The following is an 18,850-nucleotide window of genomic DNA, read 5'->3' on the forward strand; positions in this document are numbered from 1 at the left end:
CCGGCGTGGCCGCCGCGTATCATCTCGTCGTTCGAAGCGGCGTGCGGAACGTCGTGCTCGTCGACGAAAGGCCGCCCCTTTCACTGACCAGCGCCGTCGGCACCGAAGCCTACCGGAACTGGTGGCCCGACCTGCTCATGTTCCGGTTCATGGACCGGAGCATCGACCTGACGGAGGAACTTGCGGCGGAGAGCGGGAACGCGGTTAGGATGAACCGGAGGGGCTACGCTTTCCTGACCGGCGACCGGCACCGCATCCCGGAGCTCGAAAAAGAAGCGGAAACGGTGTCCGCCCTGGGCGGTGGTGCGTTGCGCGTGCATCGCGACGGCGGGTCCTATGTGCCTTCGCGGCCTGAGGGACTGCAACCGGACCTGGAGGGCGCCGATCTCGTGCTGGATACGGGGACGATCTCGAGGCTGTTCCCCTTTCTCACGGACGATACGGTCGCCATGCTGCACGTGCGTCGCTGCGGCTGGCTGGACGTCCCGTCGCTCGGCCGGTGGATGCTCGGCCGCATCGTTTCCGGGGGCGGGAGGGTCGTCAGGGACAGGGTCACGGACGTCGACACGAAGAACAACCGGGTCGCGGACGTAAGGCTGGATTCCGGATCGGTGATCGAAACCGAAAAACTCATCCTCGCTGCGGGACCGCTGGTCAGAGAGGCCGGCCGGATGCTGGATTTGGAAATCCCGGTCTTCATGGAACAGCACGGAAAGATCATCGTGGAGGATACGGCGGGCGTGCTTCCCGCCGCCGCGCCCATGCTGATCTGGACGGACCCCATCGAGCTGGTCTGGGGCGAAGAAGAAAGGCGACGACTTTCCTCCAGTCCCGACAACCGTCATCTCCTTGACACCTTTCCGGCGGGACTCCATATCCGTCCCCGGTTCCGGGACGGAAAACAGACTTTTCTGGGCATCTGGACCTATGACGTCGTGCCAAGGGAGGCGGTATTCCCTCCTGCCTTCGATCCGGCCTACCCAGTCATCGTCCTGCGCGGACTCGCCCGGATGATCCCGGACATGAGGGCGTATTTCGATACGGCCGATGCACTGCCGGTCGACGGCGGTTACTATTGCAAGACCCCGGACAATCGGCCGCTGATCGGACCGCTGCCCGTTGAAGGCGCATACATTGCCGGGGCGCTTTCGGGCTACGGCGTGATGGGTTCGCAGGCGGCGGGAGAACTGGTCGCGTCTCACGTCACCGGCACCTCGTTGCCCGACTACGCGCAGGCCTTCTCCTTTGATCGTTTCGACGGTCTTTCGGCCGCCGATATGACAGACATGCGGGATGCGACGCGCGGACAGTTGTGACAGACATGTGTGACGCCACCCGCGAACAGTTGTAGAGGTATACGCGGTTTTCTGCGAAATGGCCGGATCGCGGCACGTGTAGCAAGGGAATCCCGATGAACGCTTTGATGATCCAGGGCACGGCCTCGGGCGTCGGCAAATCGCTGCTGGCCGCGGGGTTGTGCCGGTTGCTCGCGCGTTCCGGTGTGAAAGTGGCTCCCTTCAAACCGCAGAACATGAGCAACGCGTCCTCCGCCTGTCCCTCCGGCGGCGAAATCGGACGCGCGCAGGCCCTGCAGGCCTTCGCTTCCGGAGTTGCGCCCACCGTGGACATGAACCCCGTCCTGATCAAGCCTGAGGCCGACAACGTAGCGCAGCTCGTCGTGTGCGGCGAGGTGCGGGGCAAGCTCATGGCCGGTCGGTTCAAGGAAGACCGGGGCAGCCTGATGCCTGAGGTGCTGGCGGCGTTCAACCGGCTCCGCCGTGCCCATGAATGGGTCGTCGTGGAAGGCGCGGGATCGCCGGCGGAACCCAATCTTCGCGAGGGGGACATCGCCAACATGGGTTTCGCCCGGGCGGCCGGCCTTCCGGTATGGCTGGTCGGAGACATAGACCGCGGGGGCGTTTTCGCCGCCCTGCTCGGCACGATGGCGGCCCTGGAAGCGCATGACCGCAGGCTCGTGGAGGCGATGATCGTCAATCGATTCAGAGGCGAAGCGTCCCTCCTGGGCGACGTATTCAAATGGCTTGAAAACCGTACGGGCACGCCCGTACTCGGCTGGTTGCCGTACTTTCAGGATCTGGGACTCCCGGAAGAAGACACCCCCTATAAGGGCATGGATCGTTCGTGGCGTGCTGCGAAGCTCGGGGACTCATCTGAGTTTCGTGTCGCCGGGATTCACTATCCGAGAGCGAGCAATACGACCGACCTGGATCCCTTCCTGCACGATCCGGAGGTGATTTTCGCCTGGCTGCGCGATCCCTCGGAATTGACTGGCCGGCATGGATGGGATCTGGTCGTCCTGCCCGGCTCGAAGTCCACGTCCGCCGATCTCGAGTGGCTGAGGGAGCGCGGCTGGCTTCCGGCCCTCGAACGGCACCTCAGATACGGAGGGTGCGTGCTGGGCATTTGCGGCGGAGCGCAAATGCTCGGGAGACGCCTCCTAGATCCCGAGGGGATAGAAGGACCAGCCGAGACGGAAGGCTTGGCCTGGCTGCCGATCGAAACCGAGATGCAGCCGGACAAGCGGGTTCGTCCGTTGACGGCCCGGGCAAGATGGCCTGCTGATCTACCGTTCACCGGGTACGAGATCCGGCACGGTCGGAGCAGCGAGGATCCCGATCTGTTCCCCTTTTGCGCACGCTCCGACGATGGCCGGGTGCTGGGCACGTTCATCCATGGACTCTTCGATGACGGGAAGTATCGTGGCGCGGTACTCGAATCCTGGCTGAACTGGAAGAGCAACACGGAAGAGCATATCACGGCACGGTGGACTCGCGACCTGGATCGGATTGCCGATGCTATGGCTGAAAATCTGGACCTCTCGCTCCTGACGAGCAGAATCGGAATCAGTCTGGGTTGAAGCATCACTTCCAGTGTATTTTGTATTGGTACTGTATCGGGGCCATGGTATAATCTCTGTTCGATTTACATGCTATCCCCATACCCCGACGAATGGGAAGATTCGTCCTGAACGTGAACGGAGGTGTCATGTCAGCGTATGATTTCGACCTGCTCATACGCGCGGGCCGCGTGTTCTGCGCGGACTCGGAATTCGACGGACCAGGTGCCGTGGCGTTGAAAGACGGCCGCATAGCGGCATCCGGACCCGGTGTCGACGGATCCGCGGCCATGACGTTCGACTTCCCCGACGCCGTGGCGTTGCCGGGACTGGTGGACCTGCACGCCCATCCCGCGCGGGGCGGCTCACGTTACGGCGTCGACCCTGACGCCCACTTCCTGTCCCGGGGCGTCACGACGGTCATGTCCCAGGGCGACGCCGGCGCCGACAACTGGCCGGCCTACCTGGACCGCGTGATCCGGGCATGCAGGACGCGGGTGATCCTCGCCATCAATCTCTCGATTCACGGGGAGTCTCATCCGGATGCCTGCTTCCCCGACCTGGAAGCCGCGGACGTGGAGGCCTGCGTTTCGGCCATCGAATCCGGAGGAGACGCCATCTGGGGTATCGCGGCCAACACGGGCCCCAGCAACCCCACGCCGCCCAGGGAGATTATGAAACGCGCCCTGGAAGCATCCGAACGTTCGGGCAAACCCCTCCTGGTCGGCACGCGCCTGTCCAGCGACTGGTCCCTCGACGACCAGTTGCCGCTGCTGCGAGCCGGAGACGTGGTCACCTACTGTTTCAACGATTTCCCCGAGAGCGTCGTGAAAGACGGCCGGATCCGCCCCAGTGTCCGCGACGCCCGGGAACGGGGCGTGCTTTTCGATATCGGCCATGGCATGCGGTCCTTCAGCTTCCCGGTCGCCGAGGCGGCCATCGCCGACGGATTCCTGCCGGATACCATATCCACCGATCAGTACAGCCGTCACGTGGGGAGCGACCCGCAGCACGACCTGCCCCGGACGCTGTCGAAGCTGATCGCGGCCGGCATGCCGGAACGTGACGCATTCCTTCGGGTAACGAGTCGTCCGGCCGAAGTTCTGGGCTTGAAGGGCGAAGTCGGCACCCTGCGCGCCGGCGCCTGCGGCGACGTGGCGGTGCTGCGTTGGAACGACGACGCACCGCCGTTGCGCGATGTGGATGGGATGGAACGGCCCGGCGGATGCTGGGAACCCGTGCTCACGGCCCGGGCGGGCATCGTATGAAATCGAGCTACGAGGCACAACTCAAGCGATTCCTGACGGATCGGCAGGCGGTCTGAAACCGGTTCGCGCAGTTCGGACTCGCGCTCAACCAGGGAGATCACAACATGGTATACGGATCGGGAGATTATACCTACGAACTCGTCGAGGGCTGGGGAGGCGGAGCCGCCGGCCGAGACCTCGGCGTGGTATCTTCCATGGCCGTGGATTCTCAGGACCGCGTGCACGTGATCGACCGGGAACCCAATCCCGCAATCGTCGTCTACGATCGCGACGGTCGATTCCTGTACGACTGGGGGCAGGACATCTTCAAGGTGCCGCACTCTCTCTGGATCAGTGAAGACGATATCATCTACATTACCGAGGTAAAACTGCATACCGTCATGACCTTCACCCTCGAAGGGAAGATGCTCTCCATGCTTGGAACGCCCGACAGGCCCGGCGAATTGGGCAAGCCCTTTAATTCGCCCACTTGGGCGGTACTGGGCTTGAACGACGACCTGTACGTGACTGACGGTTACGGCCAGCATTATGCGCATCGCTTCACAACGGAGGGAGAACTGCTCTGTACATGGGGCGGTCACGGCAGCGAGACGGGACAGTTCGATACGCCCCACTGCGTTCGTGTCGACCGGGATGGCCGGGTCCTGATCGTGGACCGCGGCAACGCGCGGGTGCAGATTTTCGATGCCGAAGGCGAGTACCTCGAGTCATGGGACCATCTGCTGGCCGCGAACGACCTGTATATCGATCAGGATGATATAGTGTACCTGGCGGAAGCGCCGGGAAGAGTCAGTATCCTCAACCTGGACGGCGAGGTCCTGTCGCAATGGGGTAACCGGGACGAAAAGGACGGGGTGTTCGTGGATGCGCCCCACGGGATCTGGGTAGATTCCCACGGGGACGTCTACGTGTGCGAAGTACCCTTCGCGCACAACCGGATTCAGAAATTCCGGAGAGTGTGAAATGGGGGCGCCGGCGCCGATCTTCGAATCCGGGGTCCGTCGAAGCCACGGTGACCGCAACCGGTCCGCCAGCTATGTGCGGGATCGCACACGTCACGCAACGGTTCAGACAAGGAACAACGCGATGAGGGTCCTCGGACCACTGATTCTGGGTGTCGTCGTCGCCTGTACGGCGACCTGCGGAAACGACGAAAACAGCCCCGTGTCCACAACACCTGATCAAGGTCCGTTCGACAGCGGCCTCAGGACAGGTATCGTCGTCTTCAGTCCGGGGAACGTCGATTCCGCCACGCAGTGGGGCACGGATGATTTTGAACTGAATGCTGCATCCATCAAGGGGGATACGCTCGCGGTTTCCGTGTCGTATAGCGGTGGATGCAGAGCGCACCGGTTCACGCTGGTTGCCGCCGAGGTTTTTAAGGAATCGGATCCCGTACAGCTTGATGTCGCCATCGCCCACGACGGCGACGGCGACCCGTGCGAGGCATACCCTACGGAAGACTACCACTTCATCCTCGATCCGATCAAGGCGCGGTACAAGGCGTCGTACGGGGCCGGGGCGGGCACCATCGTCCTCGGGCTCGCTCGCGCCCCTGGTGGACCACTCAAGTATGCGTTCGATTAACCGAAACTGGGATGGCGTACTGCGACGAAGCGTCGATTAGTAATGTCCGAGCAGAATCCGTATTGCGCGCCCTGTCGCGACGAAGCGTCGATTGGCAGAATCCGGATTGTGCACCGCGTCACAACGCTGTGATAATTTCCCGCAATCAGACGAGGCATACATTATGGCATTCGAAACTGTTGACCAGGGCATGATTGCCAACCAGTCGCCGACCGGGCCGGACGCGGTAGCGGCCTGTTCCCGCTGCGTGGTCACGGCGGATGGCGGCCTGGCCTGTTCCTTTGCCGTCCAGGAAGCCCTCGGGCAGAACGATTTCAAGCAGGTCATCGTGCGATCGGACGACGGCGGCAGATCATGGACGAAACCGGCCTATCTGTGGCCCCACCTGCACGACGAATTCGCGCACATCGGGTCGATCAGCCAGGCGCCCGACGGCACGTGCTTCATCACGGGCATCCGCATTCCCATCGGTGAGCCCGGCGAGTCTTTCTGGCGGGACGAGACCCAGGGCATCAAGCAGAACGCCATGTTCTGGGCGTCTTCGGCGGACCTGGGGTCGACCTGGACCGATCCGGCTCCCATTGCCCTGCCCGTCGCCGGTTCGGCCGAGGCGCCCGGAGCGCTCACCGTGACGCGCGACGGGACCTGGATCTGCTGCTATTCGCCCTACAATACCTTCGATCCCTCCGTGAAAGTGGACCGAAACCGGGTAGTCTACCTACGCAGCACCGATCAAGGCGCTACGTGGACCCACGGATCGATGTTGCATTTCGACGATCCCGATTCGACGGCCGCCGAGGCCTGGGTCGTGGAGCTCGCCGATGGGCGGCTCCTGGGTCCGTGCTGGCATATCGCGCCGCACGGAAAGCCCGACTACCCCAACGCATACGCCCTCTCTCACGACGGCGGGCTGACCTGGACGCCCACCCGGTCCACGGGCACGCTGGGCCAGTCCATCTCGCTGACCGCCCTGGCGGATGGCCGTGTACTAATGGTATACAACCAGCGGCAGCACGGCGATCCCGGGATCCGCCTTGCGGTCGCGCGGCCCACGGACGATGATTTCGGACTGGAAGCGGACGAACTCGTCTGGAAGGCCGGGGTACGGACGCAGAGCGACACCTCCGGCGATCACGACGAGTGGCAGGACTATTCCTTCGGCGAACCCGCGGTGACCGTCCTTCCGGACGGCACTTTCCTGGTCGTCTTCTGGCTCATCCAGCCCGATGTCCGGGGCATCGGCTACGTGAAGGTGAAGTAGCGCCGTGTCCGGCCCCCGGATCATACTGGGCTCGCTGATCGCGGCATCGGTACGTCACGGCATCTTCACGATCGCCCTGCCCTGGCTGATCCTGTACCGGACCGTCGGCATGGAGGAGATGCACTTCGACAGCGGGTTCCCTGCCGCCGGTTGGGTCCTCATCCTCCTGGGCGCGGCACTCTACATCCGCGCCTTCGCCGAACGGCTCCGCATGACGGCCATGGTGATCGCGTCAACCGAAGAAACCGGAAGCTATTCGGACGCCGCGGACGGCTCGACCGACTCGAAAATCCAATCAGAATACGATGATGATCCCGCGGAAGATTCCCGGCCGATATGGTCCGAAGGGGTTCACGGCCGGTCCCGCAACCCCCTTCTGCTCGGTGTCGTCCTCATCCTCTTCGGCGAATGCCTGGCCTTCGAGTCGCTCGCGCTGCTCGTCTACGCGGCGCTGTGCTGGACCGGACTGACCCTGTACCTGGTTTTTGCCGAGGAGCCGGCCCTGCGACGCGCCCTGGGCGATGAGTACCTCCGTTACTGCCGCCAGGTGCCCCGCTGGTTCCTGCGTTTTCGTATCCGGTAACTTGCCTGAACCTCCGGCTGATTCCTTTTTTCTGCTGGCAACGCGATTAGCAGCTATCGACGCGATCCTTTTCGGCGTGCTCAGCGTCCGATTTCGATCGATTGGACTGCCAATTTGGCAGATCTGACAAATTGGCATATTCTTCACTGATATTTCCGGTTTTCGACCAGAAACTGCCTTCTCAATAGGCTGAAATAGGCCGGAATCGCCGGAATCGCGGCGAAAACAGCCATGGCACATGTTTTGCGGTTGATAGAAGGTACAATGTGCGGGAACGCCGAAAGAACGCACGGCACACGGACTGTAATGAAGAAAAGCCGGAGGGACATCATGAGAACGGACAAGCTGACGCAGAAATCGATGGAGGCGATCCAGGTTTCCCAGGAGATCGCCCGCGGCCGCAACCACAACCGGCTGGAGCCCGCGCACCTGGCGCTTGCCTTGCTTGAACAGGACGAAAGCCTTGCGGCCATCCTGCTGGAAAGGACGGGATCCGATCCGGCCCGGGTCCGGGAGGGGCTGGAAGCGGCCCTGGAAAAGCTGCCCAGGGTAACCGGAGACGGCGCGTCGTTGTATGCCTCCGATGCCTTTCAGCGCGTGTTGGACCGGGCGCTGAAAGAGGCCCAGGGACTGAAAGACGAGTACATCAGCGGGGAGCATCTGCTCCTGGCCCTGCTGGATGACGGCGGGGACGTGCAGCGGGTATTGAAGGAGGCTGGAATACGACGCGCGGGGATCATGGGTGCCTTGAAGGAAGTACGTGGAAGCCTGCGCGTCACGAGCCAGACGCCGGAATCCGGCTATCAGGCCCTGGAAAAGTTCAGCAGGGACCTGACCGACCTGGCCCGGGAGGGCGGACTCGATCCGGTCATCGGCCGGGACGAGGAAATCCGGCGCGTGATCAAGGTGCTTTCCAGGCGGACCAAGAACAACCCCGTGCTCATCGGCGAGCCCGGCGTGGGGAAGACGGCCATCGTGGAAGGACTGGCCCAGAAGATCGTGGCCGAGGACGTACCGGAATCCCTCAAGGGGCGCAAGGTGATCAGCCTCGACATGGGCGCCATGCTGGCCGGGGCCAAGTTCCGCGGCGAATTCGAGGAGCGCTTCAAGGCCGTGCTGAAGGAAGTGGAGCACGCCGCGGGCGACATCGTCCTGTTCATCGACGAACTGCACACCATCGTCGGCGCGGGCGCCGCGCAAGGCGCCGTGGACGCGTCCAACATGCTCAAGCCTGCGCTGGCGCGGGGGACACTGCGCTGCGTGGGTGCGACGACCCTGGACGAATACCGCAAGCACATCGAGAAAGACGCCGCCCTCGAACGGCGGTTCGCGCCCGTATACGTCGGCGAGCCGTCCATCGAAGACACCGTGTCCATCCTGCGCGGACTCAAAGAACGCTACGAAATCCACCACGGCATACGCATCCGGGACGGCGCGCTGGTCACGTCGGCGGCCCTGGCGGAGCGCTACATCAGCGACCGGTTCATGCCGGACAAGGCCATCGACCTGATCGACGAGGCCGCGGCGAACCTGCGCATGGAAATCGACAGCATGCCGGCCGAACTGGACGACCTGGAAAAGCAGATTCGCCAGCTCGAAATCGAGCGGGAAGCCGTGAAGCGGGAGCGCGACGCGGAGGAACGCCTCAAGCCCGTGGAAAGCAGGCTGGGCGACCTGGAGGAGCAGCGCAGCGTCCTGCGGGCGTACTGGCTCGCCGAGAAGGAACTGGTAAAGACGATCCAGGAAATCAAGGAACAGGCTTCGCAGCTGAAAATCGAAGCCGACCGGGCACAGCGCATTGGCGATTACGAGCGGGTGGCCCGCATCCAGTACGGCGAGCAGCTGGAGCTCGACGGCCGGCTCGAGGAGAAGAACCGGGCCCTTGCCGAACTCCAGCGGGAGCGCCGGATGCTGAAAGAGGAAGTGGACGAGGAGGACATCGCCCAGGTCGTCTCGAAGTGGACGGGCATCCCGGTGAGCCGGCTGGTCGAGGGCGAGGTCGAGAAGCTGATTCAAATGGAATCCCGGTTGCACCGCCAAGTGGTGGGCCAGGATGAGGCGATCGTCGCCGTGTCCAACGCCGTCCGGCGGAACCGCGCCGGCCTGGGTGACGGAAACCGGCCCATCGGCTCCTTTCTGTTCCTCGGACCCACGGGCGTAGGCAAGACCGAACTGGCCCGGGCCCTGGGCGAGTTTCTCTTCGACGACCGGGGCGCCATGATTCGCGTGGACATGTCCGAATACATGGAGCGGCATGCCGTCGCCCGGCTCATCGGCGCGCCTCCGGGTTACGTGGGTTACGAGGAAGGCGGGCAGCTCACGGAAGCCGTGCGGCGCAGGCCCTACCAGATCGTGTTGCTGGACGAAATCGAGAAGGCGCACCCGGACGCGTTCAACATCCTCCTGCAGGTCCTCGACGACGGGCGGCTCACGGACGGTCAGGGCCGCACCGTGGACTTCCGGAACACCGTGATCATCATGACCTCCAACATCGGGACGGAGCATATCGGTGGGCACGACGCGTCCCAGGACGAACAGGTGCAAGCGGACGTGATGCGCGCGGTGCGGGCCCACTTCCGCCCCGAATTCATCAACCGGCTGGAGGAAATCATCATCTTCCATCCCCTCGACCGGAACCACATCCGGGATATCGTCCATATCCAACTCGAGGAACTGCAGGGACGGCTCTCGAAGCAGGCCGGGTTGACGCTGGAACTGGCCCCTGAGGCCGAGTCACTGCTTGCGGAGGAGGGCTACGAACCCCAATACGGCGCACGGCCCCTCAAGCGGGTGATTCGCAAGTTCGTCGAGAACCCGCTGTCCATGGCGCTGATCGAGGGCAGGTTCCGGGAAGGCGACGCGATCCGCGTCATCCGCGAAGGCGACCGCCTGGACTTCGTCCGGCAGGATGCGTCCGCGGCTGCTTGAGCGCAGGTCCACGTGACCGGCCTCGCCCCGCATACACGCGCATACAATTGAATTGACGGCGGATGGCCGATTGTTCATCTTGATCTGGCGGAAACCGTAGACCGTAACGGGTCTTTCCGGACGGGTCTTGCGGGTGATCCCTCACCACGACGCTTCATCGGCTGCCGCTTGAAATGAACAGACGATCCTTTTTGCAAAAATCCGCCGGGGTGACCGGCGCGGGCGTCCTGGCGGGACTGGGCTCCTTGCGTGAATCCGCCGTCGGCCAGACGAACGACCCCTACGGCCCGTCCGGATCCATCACGGACGTCGAAGGGATCAAGGCCGGGCACTTCACCGACCCGCGGCGTCCGACGGGCTGCACGGTGATCATGGCCGAGGAAGGGGCCGTGGGCGGGGTGGACGTGCGCGGCGGCGCACCGGGCACCCGGGAGACCGACCTGCTCGATCCCGTGAACATGGTGCAACAGGTCCACGCCATCGTCCTCTCCGGCGGCAGCGCTTTCGGCCTGGACACGGCCACGGGCGTGATGCGCTACCTCGAGGAACGATCCATCGGATTCAACGTACGCATCGCACGGGTCCCTATCGTCCCCGCCGCCATCCTCTTCGATCTCGGCATCGGCGGCAAGCCTGAGATCCGCCCCGATGCGGAAGCCGGCTACCGGGCCTGCCACGCCGCGACGTCGGATCCGGTCCCCGAGGGTAGCATCGGAGCGGGAGCCGGTGCCACGGTGGGCAAGATGTCCGTCGGCGCACCGGGCATCCGCACGGCCATGAAGGGCGGCATCGGCAATGCCTGCTTCACCACGCCCGACGGGCTCAGGGTCGGCGCGATCGTTGCGGTGAACGCCGTGGGCGACGTGTACGATCCGGATTCGGGCCGCGTGCTTGCCGGCGCCAGGATGCCCGATGGGTCCGGTTTCGTCCGCGTGGCACGGAGGATTCGCGAGACCGGGTCGCTTCGCCTGGAAGCGCCGCCCGGAAATACGACCATCGGCGTCATCGTGACCAATGCCGGGCTGACCAAGACCCAGGCCAGCCGCATCGCCCAGGTCGGGCACGACGGGCTCGCCCGCGCCATCAACCCGGCCCACCTGCAGGCGGACGGGGACACCCTTTTCACCATGGCCACCGGGACCTGGGAGAGCGGCGTGAACCTGTCCCTGCTGTCCATCCTTGCGGCGGAAGCCGTCTCGCGGGCCATCATCCGCGCCGTCGTTACGGCCGAAGGCCTGCCCGGTTATCCCTCCTATTCGGACCTGAACGCGGGATGACGGGAAGCGCGACGGAAGCTCTATGTCCCCCTACGTAACCGCCCTCCTCGTTTATTCCATATTCCTCATGGCGATCGGCTGGTGGACGTCGCGGTCGGTCCGCCGCGCCGAGGACTTCTTCGTGGCCGGCCGGCGGCTTTCTCCCGCGCTGCTGTTCGGCACGCTGCTGGCCGCCAACCTGGGCGCCGGTTCCACGGTGGGTGCCACGGGCCTCGGTTACACGCACGGTTTTTCGGCGTGGTGGTGGGTCGGGTCAGCGGGTATCGGGAGCCTCATCCTGGGCCTGACCGTGGGGCCCCGCATGTGGCGCGTGGCAAAGGAACAGAACCTGTACACGGTCGGGGATTACCTCGAGCACCGGTACAGCCGCGGCGTCCGGGGCCTCATCGCCGTGCTGCTGTGGTTCGGTTCCCTGGCTATTCTGGCCGGGCAACTCATACCCCTGGCCTGGATCCTCAACCTCGTGCTGGGCATCCCGAAGTACGTCGCCTGCCTGGCCGGGGGCGCCGTGGTGGTCGTGTACTTCACCTTCGGGGGGCTGACGTCCACCGCCCGGGTCAACATGGTCCAGCTGGTGGTAAAACTATCCGGCTTCATCCTGGCCTTTCTCCTGATCGTATCGGGGGCCGGTCTCCTGTCCGGCGAGAACGCGGCGCCTACCGGTTTCGAGAGCTGGTTCGGGGACGATCCTTCCCGTATCTGGGGTTACTTCATCGTCCTGGTGCCCGCGTTTATCATCTCGCCGGGCCTTCTGCAGAAGATCTACGGCGCCAGGGACGCCCGGGCGGTCCGGCAGGGCGTCTGCACGAACGCCGTCGCCCTGATGCTTTTCGCCTTCATTCCCGCGCTCCTCGGCATGGCGGCTTACCACGCCTTCCCGTCCCTGGATTCGCCGGACCTTGCGCTGCCCCGCCTGCTGATGGATGCCCTGCCCTTCTGGATCGGCGGGCTGACGCTGGCTGCCGTGTTCTCCGCCGAGATCAGTTCCGCTGATGCCGTGCTCTTCATGCTGACGACCTCCCTGAGCCGGGACCTGTACCAGACCTATATCGATCCCGGTGCTTCCGAGCAGCGGATGCTGGCCGTCAGCCGGATAACGGCCGTGGGCGCAGGGCTCGCGGGCGTGGTCCTGGCGGCCGTGCTGCCGGACGTCATCACCGCGCTGACCATCTTCTACAGCATACTGTCCGTGGCGCTCTTCGTGCCCCTGATCGCGGGACTGTATTCCACCCGGCCGAACGCGAACGGCGCCCTGGCGACCATCGCCGGTTCCGTCCTGGTGATGATCCTCGTGCATCTGTGGTCGAACGGCGGCGGATTGGCCGGCATATCCCCGGCGACCTGGGGCATCGGAACGGCCGTGTTCATCATGGCGCTGCACATGATGTCCCGGCGCGGGACGAAACCTGCCCCGATGAACTCGAAATATAAACATCAACCCAATGAAGGAGGAAGACATGCTCAATGACCTGAGGGGCGTAATCCCCCCGGCGACCACACCCTTCTCCCGTGACGGCGCCGTGGATCTCGGGGCCATGAAAGAACAGGTCAACTGGTTGATCGACCAGGGGGCGCACGGTATCGCGGTGGGCGGAAGCACCGGGGAGGGTCATACGGTCGACGTCGATGAGTTCCGCGGTCTCGTGGACACGACCCTGGACGCGGCGGCGGGACGCGTGCCGATCGTCGCCGGCATCATCGTCGACAGCACTCGCGATGCGGTCCGGCGGGGGCAGGCCATCGCCGACCTCGACGTGGCGGCGCTCCAGGTGACCCCGGTCCACTACCTCTTCCGCCCGGACGACGACGCCATGCAGGAGCATTTCAGGGTGATGGGCGAGGAAGTGGAACATCCCATCATCATCTACAACGTGGTGCCCTGGAGCTATCTCTCACCGGAACTGCTCTGCCGGATCATGGACGAGGTGCCCGGCGTCGTCGGAGTGAAACAGAGTGCGGAGGATCTGAAGCTGTTCGCCGACCTGATGATCATGGCCGACCCCGAACACCTGCTGTTCTGCGCCGTGGATGCCCTGATGTACCCGGCATACACCCTGGGCGCCCGCGGATCGATCGCGGCCATACTGACGGCGGCGCCCCGGGCCTCGGTGGATGTATGGGACGCGGTACAGGCGGGCGATCACGCGCGTGCCCTCGATCTGCACCGAAAACTCCTGCGACTCTGGAACGCCATGGCGGGGACGAACCTGCCGGCCTGTACCAAGCATGCCCAGACGCTGCAGGGCTGTCCCGGCAGATTTCCCCGCGCCCCCATGCAGGAAGCGACCGACGAGCAGAAGCGGGGCATCGAGGAAGGCCTTGCGCTACTGGGCGCGCTGGACGGTTAGCACGACAAGGACCGCGCAGGATGGAGGAAACGTCAAGGATGCCCGCTTCGGACCCTCGTCCCGTCCTCATCGAACCGGACCGGCTGGCCCGGATCATGGACCGTATCTTCGAACGACTGGGCCTTGAAGGCGATGAAAGACGGGTGGTCACCGAGCGGCTCATGGAAGCTTCCCTCTCCGGCTACCATTCCCACGGCGTCATGCGGATCATCATGTATACGGAGGGCATTCTTGCGGGCAACATGATCCCAGGCGCGTCGATGGACGTCCTGGGTGAAACCGTCTCCACCGTGCATCTGGACGCCAACATGGGCATGGGCCCATGGACGGCCACCGAGGCCATGAAACGCGCCGTCGGCAAGGCCGGGGCGACGGGTGTCGGCTGCGCGAGCGTCGTGAACGCCAACGATATCGCCCGGCTGGGGGGATACGTGGAACAGCCGGCGAAAGACGGTTACATCGCGCTGCTCATGACCAACGACGCCGGGGGCAATCCCTGCGTGGCGCCATGGGGCGCGACCTCGCCCCTGATGAGCACCAATCCCATGGCCGTCGGCATCCCCAGAGAAAGCGGCGACCCGGTACTCATCGACATCTCCACGGGCGTTACGTCCGAGGGCGGATTGAAGATGCTGCGCAACAAGGGCCAGGCGGTGCCCGAAGGCTGGCTCATCGACGGCGAAGGGCGGACCACGACGGATGGCGAGGCCTATTTCGCAACGCCCAGAGAGGCGGCTATCCTGCCGTTGGGCAGCCTGATCGCAGGACACAAGGGCTTTGCGCTGAGCATACTGGTCGACGTGTTGACCGGCGGCCTGAGCGGCGCGGGCTGCAGCGGCCGATCTCCTGAGGACCTCGACCAGAACGCCCTGTTCATCCTCGTCATCGACCCGGAGGTTTTTGTTTCAAGGGCCGCCTTCTCCGCGGAAGTGGACCGGCTCGTAGAAAGCATCAAAGGCGCGCGGAAGGCGCCCGGCGTGGACGAAATCCGGGTGCCCGGCGACGGCGCGCGCCGTGAACGTGAGCGGCAACTGAAGCAGGGCATCGAAATCTATCCGTCCGTCTGGTCCGCCATCCAGGTCATCCTGGACGAACTGGGTATCGGGCGAGACAGCGTGTAGGTGCAGCCCGGCCAATTCGAAGTACTGCAGTCTCAGTTGCCGCGGTCCCAGCTACCGCAAGCTCAATTACCGGTGTTCGCCACCCGGATCCCCAGGTAGCCCGTAATGCCCACGGTCCCGTAGCCCAGGATCTCCTCGTATTCCGCGTCCAATAGATTGTCGATCCTTCCGAACAGCTGAATGTTCGGCGAGATCTTCCAGTTGGCGGCGACATTCACGATCCCGTAACCGTCCAACGTAACCGGCGTCGCCGGCCAGGTGGAAAAGTCGTTGTCCCGCCGTTCCCCGGAGTATCGGAAACTGAGATTCAGGTCGATCCCCGGCCGTACCCGCTGATCCAGCACGATCCCGCCACTGTGCCGCGGCCGCCTCAACAGCTGCTCATCCGATTCGTGGTCCTTCGAATCGGTAAAAGTGTAGTAGGCCCGCAGGGACGTTCCCCCGATTCCCGCATACCGGCCGGTCAGCTCCATGCCCCTGCTCGTCGCCTTGAAGACGTTCTTGTAACTGGAAGTCGCGCTGTCCCATCCGACCATGTTGTCGTAGGTATTGTCGAAATACGTCACGCCTGCTGCAAGCCGCCGGCCGGCCAGGTACTGCTCGATCCCCGCCTCCCAGCTCTTGCTCGACCCCGCCTGGAGCGTGGAATCTCCGAAGGATGAATACAGCTGGAACAGCGAAGGCGCCTTGTAACCCGTACCGTAAGCGCCCTTAATCCTGATTCCCGTCTCCTCGAGGAATACGTTTGGCGCGAAGTTGTAGGTGACTTCGGATCCGAACCGGTCGTGGTGATCGACCCGGATGCCCGCGGCGGCGAATAACGCGTCGCCATACTGCAACAACTCCTGCAGGTAGACGCCCGTCATCCTCGCCGTCCGCCGGTCAAACCTGCTCGAATACGGCCCCCTGGATTCCGATTCTCCCTGTTCCGACTCGGTTTCCGCCCCGAACACGACGGTATTCCCCTCGGCCAGTAACAGCGTGTGCTGCCAGTCCACTTTGTGCAACCGGGCGTCGAACGTGGAATTCGCGGCCGTCTCCTGGTTGGCGTCCACCGGATTGTCGTCCTCCCTGCTGTGGTCGACCAGGCTGTAGCCCAGCGTCTGCTTCCAGCGCTGCGACCAGAGATCGAGGGTCGCGGAGGGCCGGACAAATAGTTGCCTGGATGTGTTTATCCGGTTGGGATCGTCTCCATTGGGTCCGGTTCCGTTGTCGATATCGGCGCGGCCGTCCGTGTACCGGACGTTGAGATCGACCGAAACGCCGGCGGAAGGCGTCGCCCCGAAACGGCCACCCAGCGTGGTATTCCGGTATCCGTCTTCTTCCATGTTCCCCAGGGCGTTCGACGAAATACCCCTCGTGTTGAGGAACGAGCCATCCATCGCATACCGGTTGTCTGTTGTGCCCCCGCTCAATCCCGCCCGGCTTCGAATGGTACCCAGCGCGCCGCCCTCGATGGAGGCATCGATCTTCGGCGGACCGTCCCCCTGCTTCGTAATGATGTTCACTACGCCCGCGATGGCATCCGATCCGTAAAGCGTGCTCTGGGACCCGTAAAGCACCTCGATCCGCTCAACCCGGTCGACGGTCATATGGGCCGGGCTGTAGCTGCGTCCCGGAGACATGGGGTCGTTCACTTCGACGCCGTCGATCAGAAACAGTGTGTAGGCCGATTCGGCGCCGCGAAGGAAGACAGACGCGTTCCTGCCCGGCCCGCCGTTCTGTGCCACGCTCAGCCCGCCCACATCGCGCAACAGGTCGGCGACCGTGTTCCGGCTGCTGCGTTCGATATCTTCGGAGGTGATAACGGCGATCGAACTCGAGACCTGTCGCAAAGGTGTTTCGATCTTGTTACCCGTTACGACTACGGTGTCCAGGATGTACCTGGGCGCCTCGTCCGCCGCATTCTGCGTATCCTGTGCATCCTGCGTTTCCTGGGCGAATCCTGGCATGGCGGAAAGCAGGATCAAACTGAACACGGATTTAAGTGTGCTTCGTAGGTATTTCATTTTGGGCTCCTGGCTTGGTGAATGGTTCGGCTTCGATAACGGCGACACAAATCGGGGCTTTCCGGATACTGAATCAGGCTATCGTTGCAAGGTGACCTCCCATTAAACAAAAATCCCCGCACCTGAACGATGTCAGATACGGGGATGCCGTTTATCATCCTCGGAGCATGGCCCGCGCTATACCACGCCCCAGGATACTTAGCCGGAGCGACTACGCCGGATGGCCACGCTTTCCATTATCCATGTACACCGGACGACTTCAGTCCACGGAAGTGCCGATGAAAACTATGGCGCAGGTCGGTCTTCTGGCTTCCGGATCGTTCTACTCGCCGCGCCTTCCCATTCCATTCGGAACAGTGGCTCGAGCCCTTAGGCTCATGTTGCGGCTTTCGTCCCCGGTCACAGCGACGGGTCCGCGACGGATTCGCACCGTCTTCCCAACTTCTCACCTGCTCCTGTCAATGTAGTGCCTCCGCGACGGGAGATCAATCGAAAAGCGTGAATTGTCTTGAGGTATCCACCGCTTCGCGACTAATATCCCATGCACTGCAATTCATGCACTACAATATCGGAATGCAAAAAGAGCATAAAGTTCGAAAGGGACAAACACGATGACGGATAGCGTGAAAGTCGGCCTGCTGGGGGTCGGTTTCGATGCAAACTCGACCTTTCGCCGCGGGCCGGCCGCCGCGCCGCCCGCGATCAGGGCCGCCCTCGGATTGGAGTCCGGCAATCCCTACGCCGAGACGGGGGTGCGCGTGTGGCCGAGCGACAGCGTGCTCGACCATGGCGATCTCGACGTACCGGATGAAAAGGGCACGCGCGGACCCATCGATGCCATAGAGCGCGGGGTGAGTCAGGCACTGGGCAAAACACCGCGGCTCGTCGTCCTGGGCGGCGATCATGCGGTTACCTATCCCGTAGTACGGGCTTTCGCCGCGAAGCACGGCCGGATCAGCCTGCTCCACTTCGACGCGCATCCGGATCTGTACCCCGACTTCGAAGGGAATCGATTTTCACACGCTTGTCCCATGGCCCGCATCCTGGAAGACGGCCTCGTAGATCGACTGGTCCAGGTCGGCATTCGAAGCTTCACCCCCGCGCAGCACGACGCGGTGAAGCGACACAACGTCGAGGTGATCCCCGCCTACTCCAACGGACCGGTTCCGGCGCTTGCGTTCGACACACCGGCCTACATCTCGATGGACGTCGATGCGCTCGACCCCGGTTTCGCGCCGGGCGTCTCCCATCCCGAACCGGGCGGACTGAGTGTGCGCCAGGTGCTCGAGGTCGTAGCCGCGATGCGGGCGCCCTACGTGGTCGGCGGCGATGTGGTCGAGCTCAATCCCAAGCTGGACCGGGACGGCGGGACGGCGATCGTCGCCGCGAAACTGGCCTGTGAACTGCTGGGGCGCGTCATCCTCGATGGAAGGACGGATTGATCCTGCCGCGACCTTGTAGTTGCTTGCGAATGTCACAACATTATGACACTTCGATCAGTATCTTGCAGTGATCACTCGGACCCCATTCCTCGGGCTTGTTCAACGCCTTTGTGCGGATGGAATCCCTTATGCTTCGTGAAGCGAACACTCCGTCCGCTCGGCTGGTGGC

General features: G+C 63.5%; 14 protein-coding genes and 1 riboswitch. Of the genes, 13 read left to right on the top strand and 1 reads right to left on the bottom strand.

The window, feature by feature from the left end; translation table 11 throughout:
- From OXG98_05760 to OXG98_05815, 12 genes are all read left to right on the top strand, one after another.
- On the top strand, positions 1-1,316 hold a 1,316-nt coding region (locus OXG98_05760; GenBank protein ID MCY3771507.1), incomplete at its 5' end, for an FAD-binding oxidoreductase.
- 95 nt (positions 1,317-1,411) lie between these two features.
- Positions 1,412-2,878: a cobyric acid synthase gene (locus OXG98_05765; protein ID MCY3771508.1), complete on the top strand. Its 1,467-nt coding sequence runs from the start codon at positions 1,412-1,414 to the stop codon at positions 2,876-2,878.
- A gap of 128 nt (positions 2,879-3,006) precedes the next feature.
- Positions 3,007-4,125, top strand: coding sequence for a hypothetical protein (locus OXG98_05770; GenBank protein ID MCY3771509.1), 1,119 nt, complete (start codon positions 3,007-3,009; stop codon positions 4,123-4,125).
- Between the two features lie 104 nt (positions 4,126-4,229).
- On the top strand, positions 4,230-5,087 hold the full coding sequence (locus OXG98_05775) for a hypothetical protein (protein MCY3771510.1): 858 nt from the start codon (positions 4,230-4,232) through the stop codon (positions 5,085-5,087).
- Between the two features lie 124 nt (positions 5,088-5,211).
- Complete coding sequence (locus OXG98_05780) at positions 5,212-5,712, top strand: hypothetical protein (protein ID MCY3771511.1); 501 nt, start codon at positions 5,212-5,214, stop codon at positions 5,710-5,712.
- A gap of 163 nt (positions 5,713-5,875) precedes the next feature.
- Positions 5,876-6,973 carry a sialidase family protein gene (locus OXG98_05785; protein ID MCY3771512.1) on the top strand — a complete coding sequence of 366 codons (1,098 nt, stop codon included), beginning with the start codon at positions 5,876-5,878 and terminating at the stop codon, positions 6,971-6,973.
- Positions 6,974-6,977: 4 nt separating this feature from the next.
- Complete coding sequence (locus tag OXG98_05790; GenBank protein MCY3771513.1) at positions 6,978-7,556, top strand: isoprenylcysteine carboxylmethyltransferase family protein; 579 nt, start codon at positions 6,978-6,980, stop codon at positions 7,554-7,556.
- Positions 7,557-7,886: 330 nt separating this feature from the next.
- Entirely contained in the window at positions 7,887-10,484 is a 2,598-nt protein-coding gene (clpB, locus tag OXG98_05795; GenBank protein ID MCY3771514.1) for an ATP-dependent chaperone ClpB, read from the top strand.
- Between the two features lie 173 nt (positions 10,485-10,657).
- A complete protein-coding gene (locus tag OXG98_05800; protein ID MCY3771515.1) occupies positions 10,658-11,761 on the top strand; it encodes a P1 family peptidase in 1,104 nt (367 codons plus the stop codon).
- 22 nt (positions 11,762-11,783) lie between these two features.
- A complete protein-coding gene (locus OXG98_05805) occupies positions 11,784-13,229 on the top strand; it encodes a sodium:solute symporter family protein (GenBank protein MCY3771516.1) in 1,446 nt (481 codons plus the stop codon).
- Positions 13,219-14,109 (top strand): dihydrodipicolinate synthase family protein, encoded by an 891-nt coding sequence (locus tag OXG98_05810; GenBank protein MCY3771517.1) that lies wholly within the window; start codon positions 13,219-13,221, stop codon positions 14,107-14,109. Before OXG98_05805 ends, OXG98_05810 begins: the two co-directional genes overlap by 11 nt.
- Positions 14,110-14,147: 38 nt before the next feature.
- Positions 14,148-15,230 (top strand): Ldh family oxidoreductase, encoded by a 1,083-nt coding sequence (locus OXG98_05815; GenBank protein MCY3771518.1) that lies wholly within the window; start codon positions 14,148-14,150, stop codon positions 15,228-15,230.
- A 62-nt stretch (positions 15,231-15,292) separates the two neighbouring features.
- Here the strand turns inward: OXG98_05815 and OXG98_05820 are convergent, their stop codons facing one another.
- Positions 15,293-17,239: a TonB-dependent receptor gene (locus OXG98_05820; protein MCY3771519.1), complete on the bottom strand. Its 1,947-nt coding sequence runs from the start codon at positions 17,237-17,239 to the stop codon at positions 15,293-15,295.
- Between the two features lie 277 nt (positions 17,240-17,516).
- A riboswitch (cobalamin riboswitch) is annotated at positions 17,517-17,707 on the bottom strand.
- Positions 17,708-17,850: 143 nt separating this feature from the next.
- On the opposite strand from OXG98_05820, the gene speB reads away from it, so the two are divergent.
- Positions 17,851-18,681, top strand: coding sequence for an agmatinase (gene speB / locus OXG98_05825; protein ID MCY3771520.1), 831 nt, complete (start codon positions 17,851-17,853; stop codon positions 18,679-18,681).
- Positions 18,682-18,850 lie beyond the last annotated feature (169 nt).

Source organism: Gemmatimonadota bacterium, from assembly GCA_026706345.1.
Taxonomy (GTDB): Bacteria; JAAXHH01; JAAXHH01; order JAAXHH01; family JAAXHH01; genus JAAXHH01.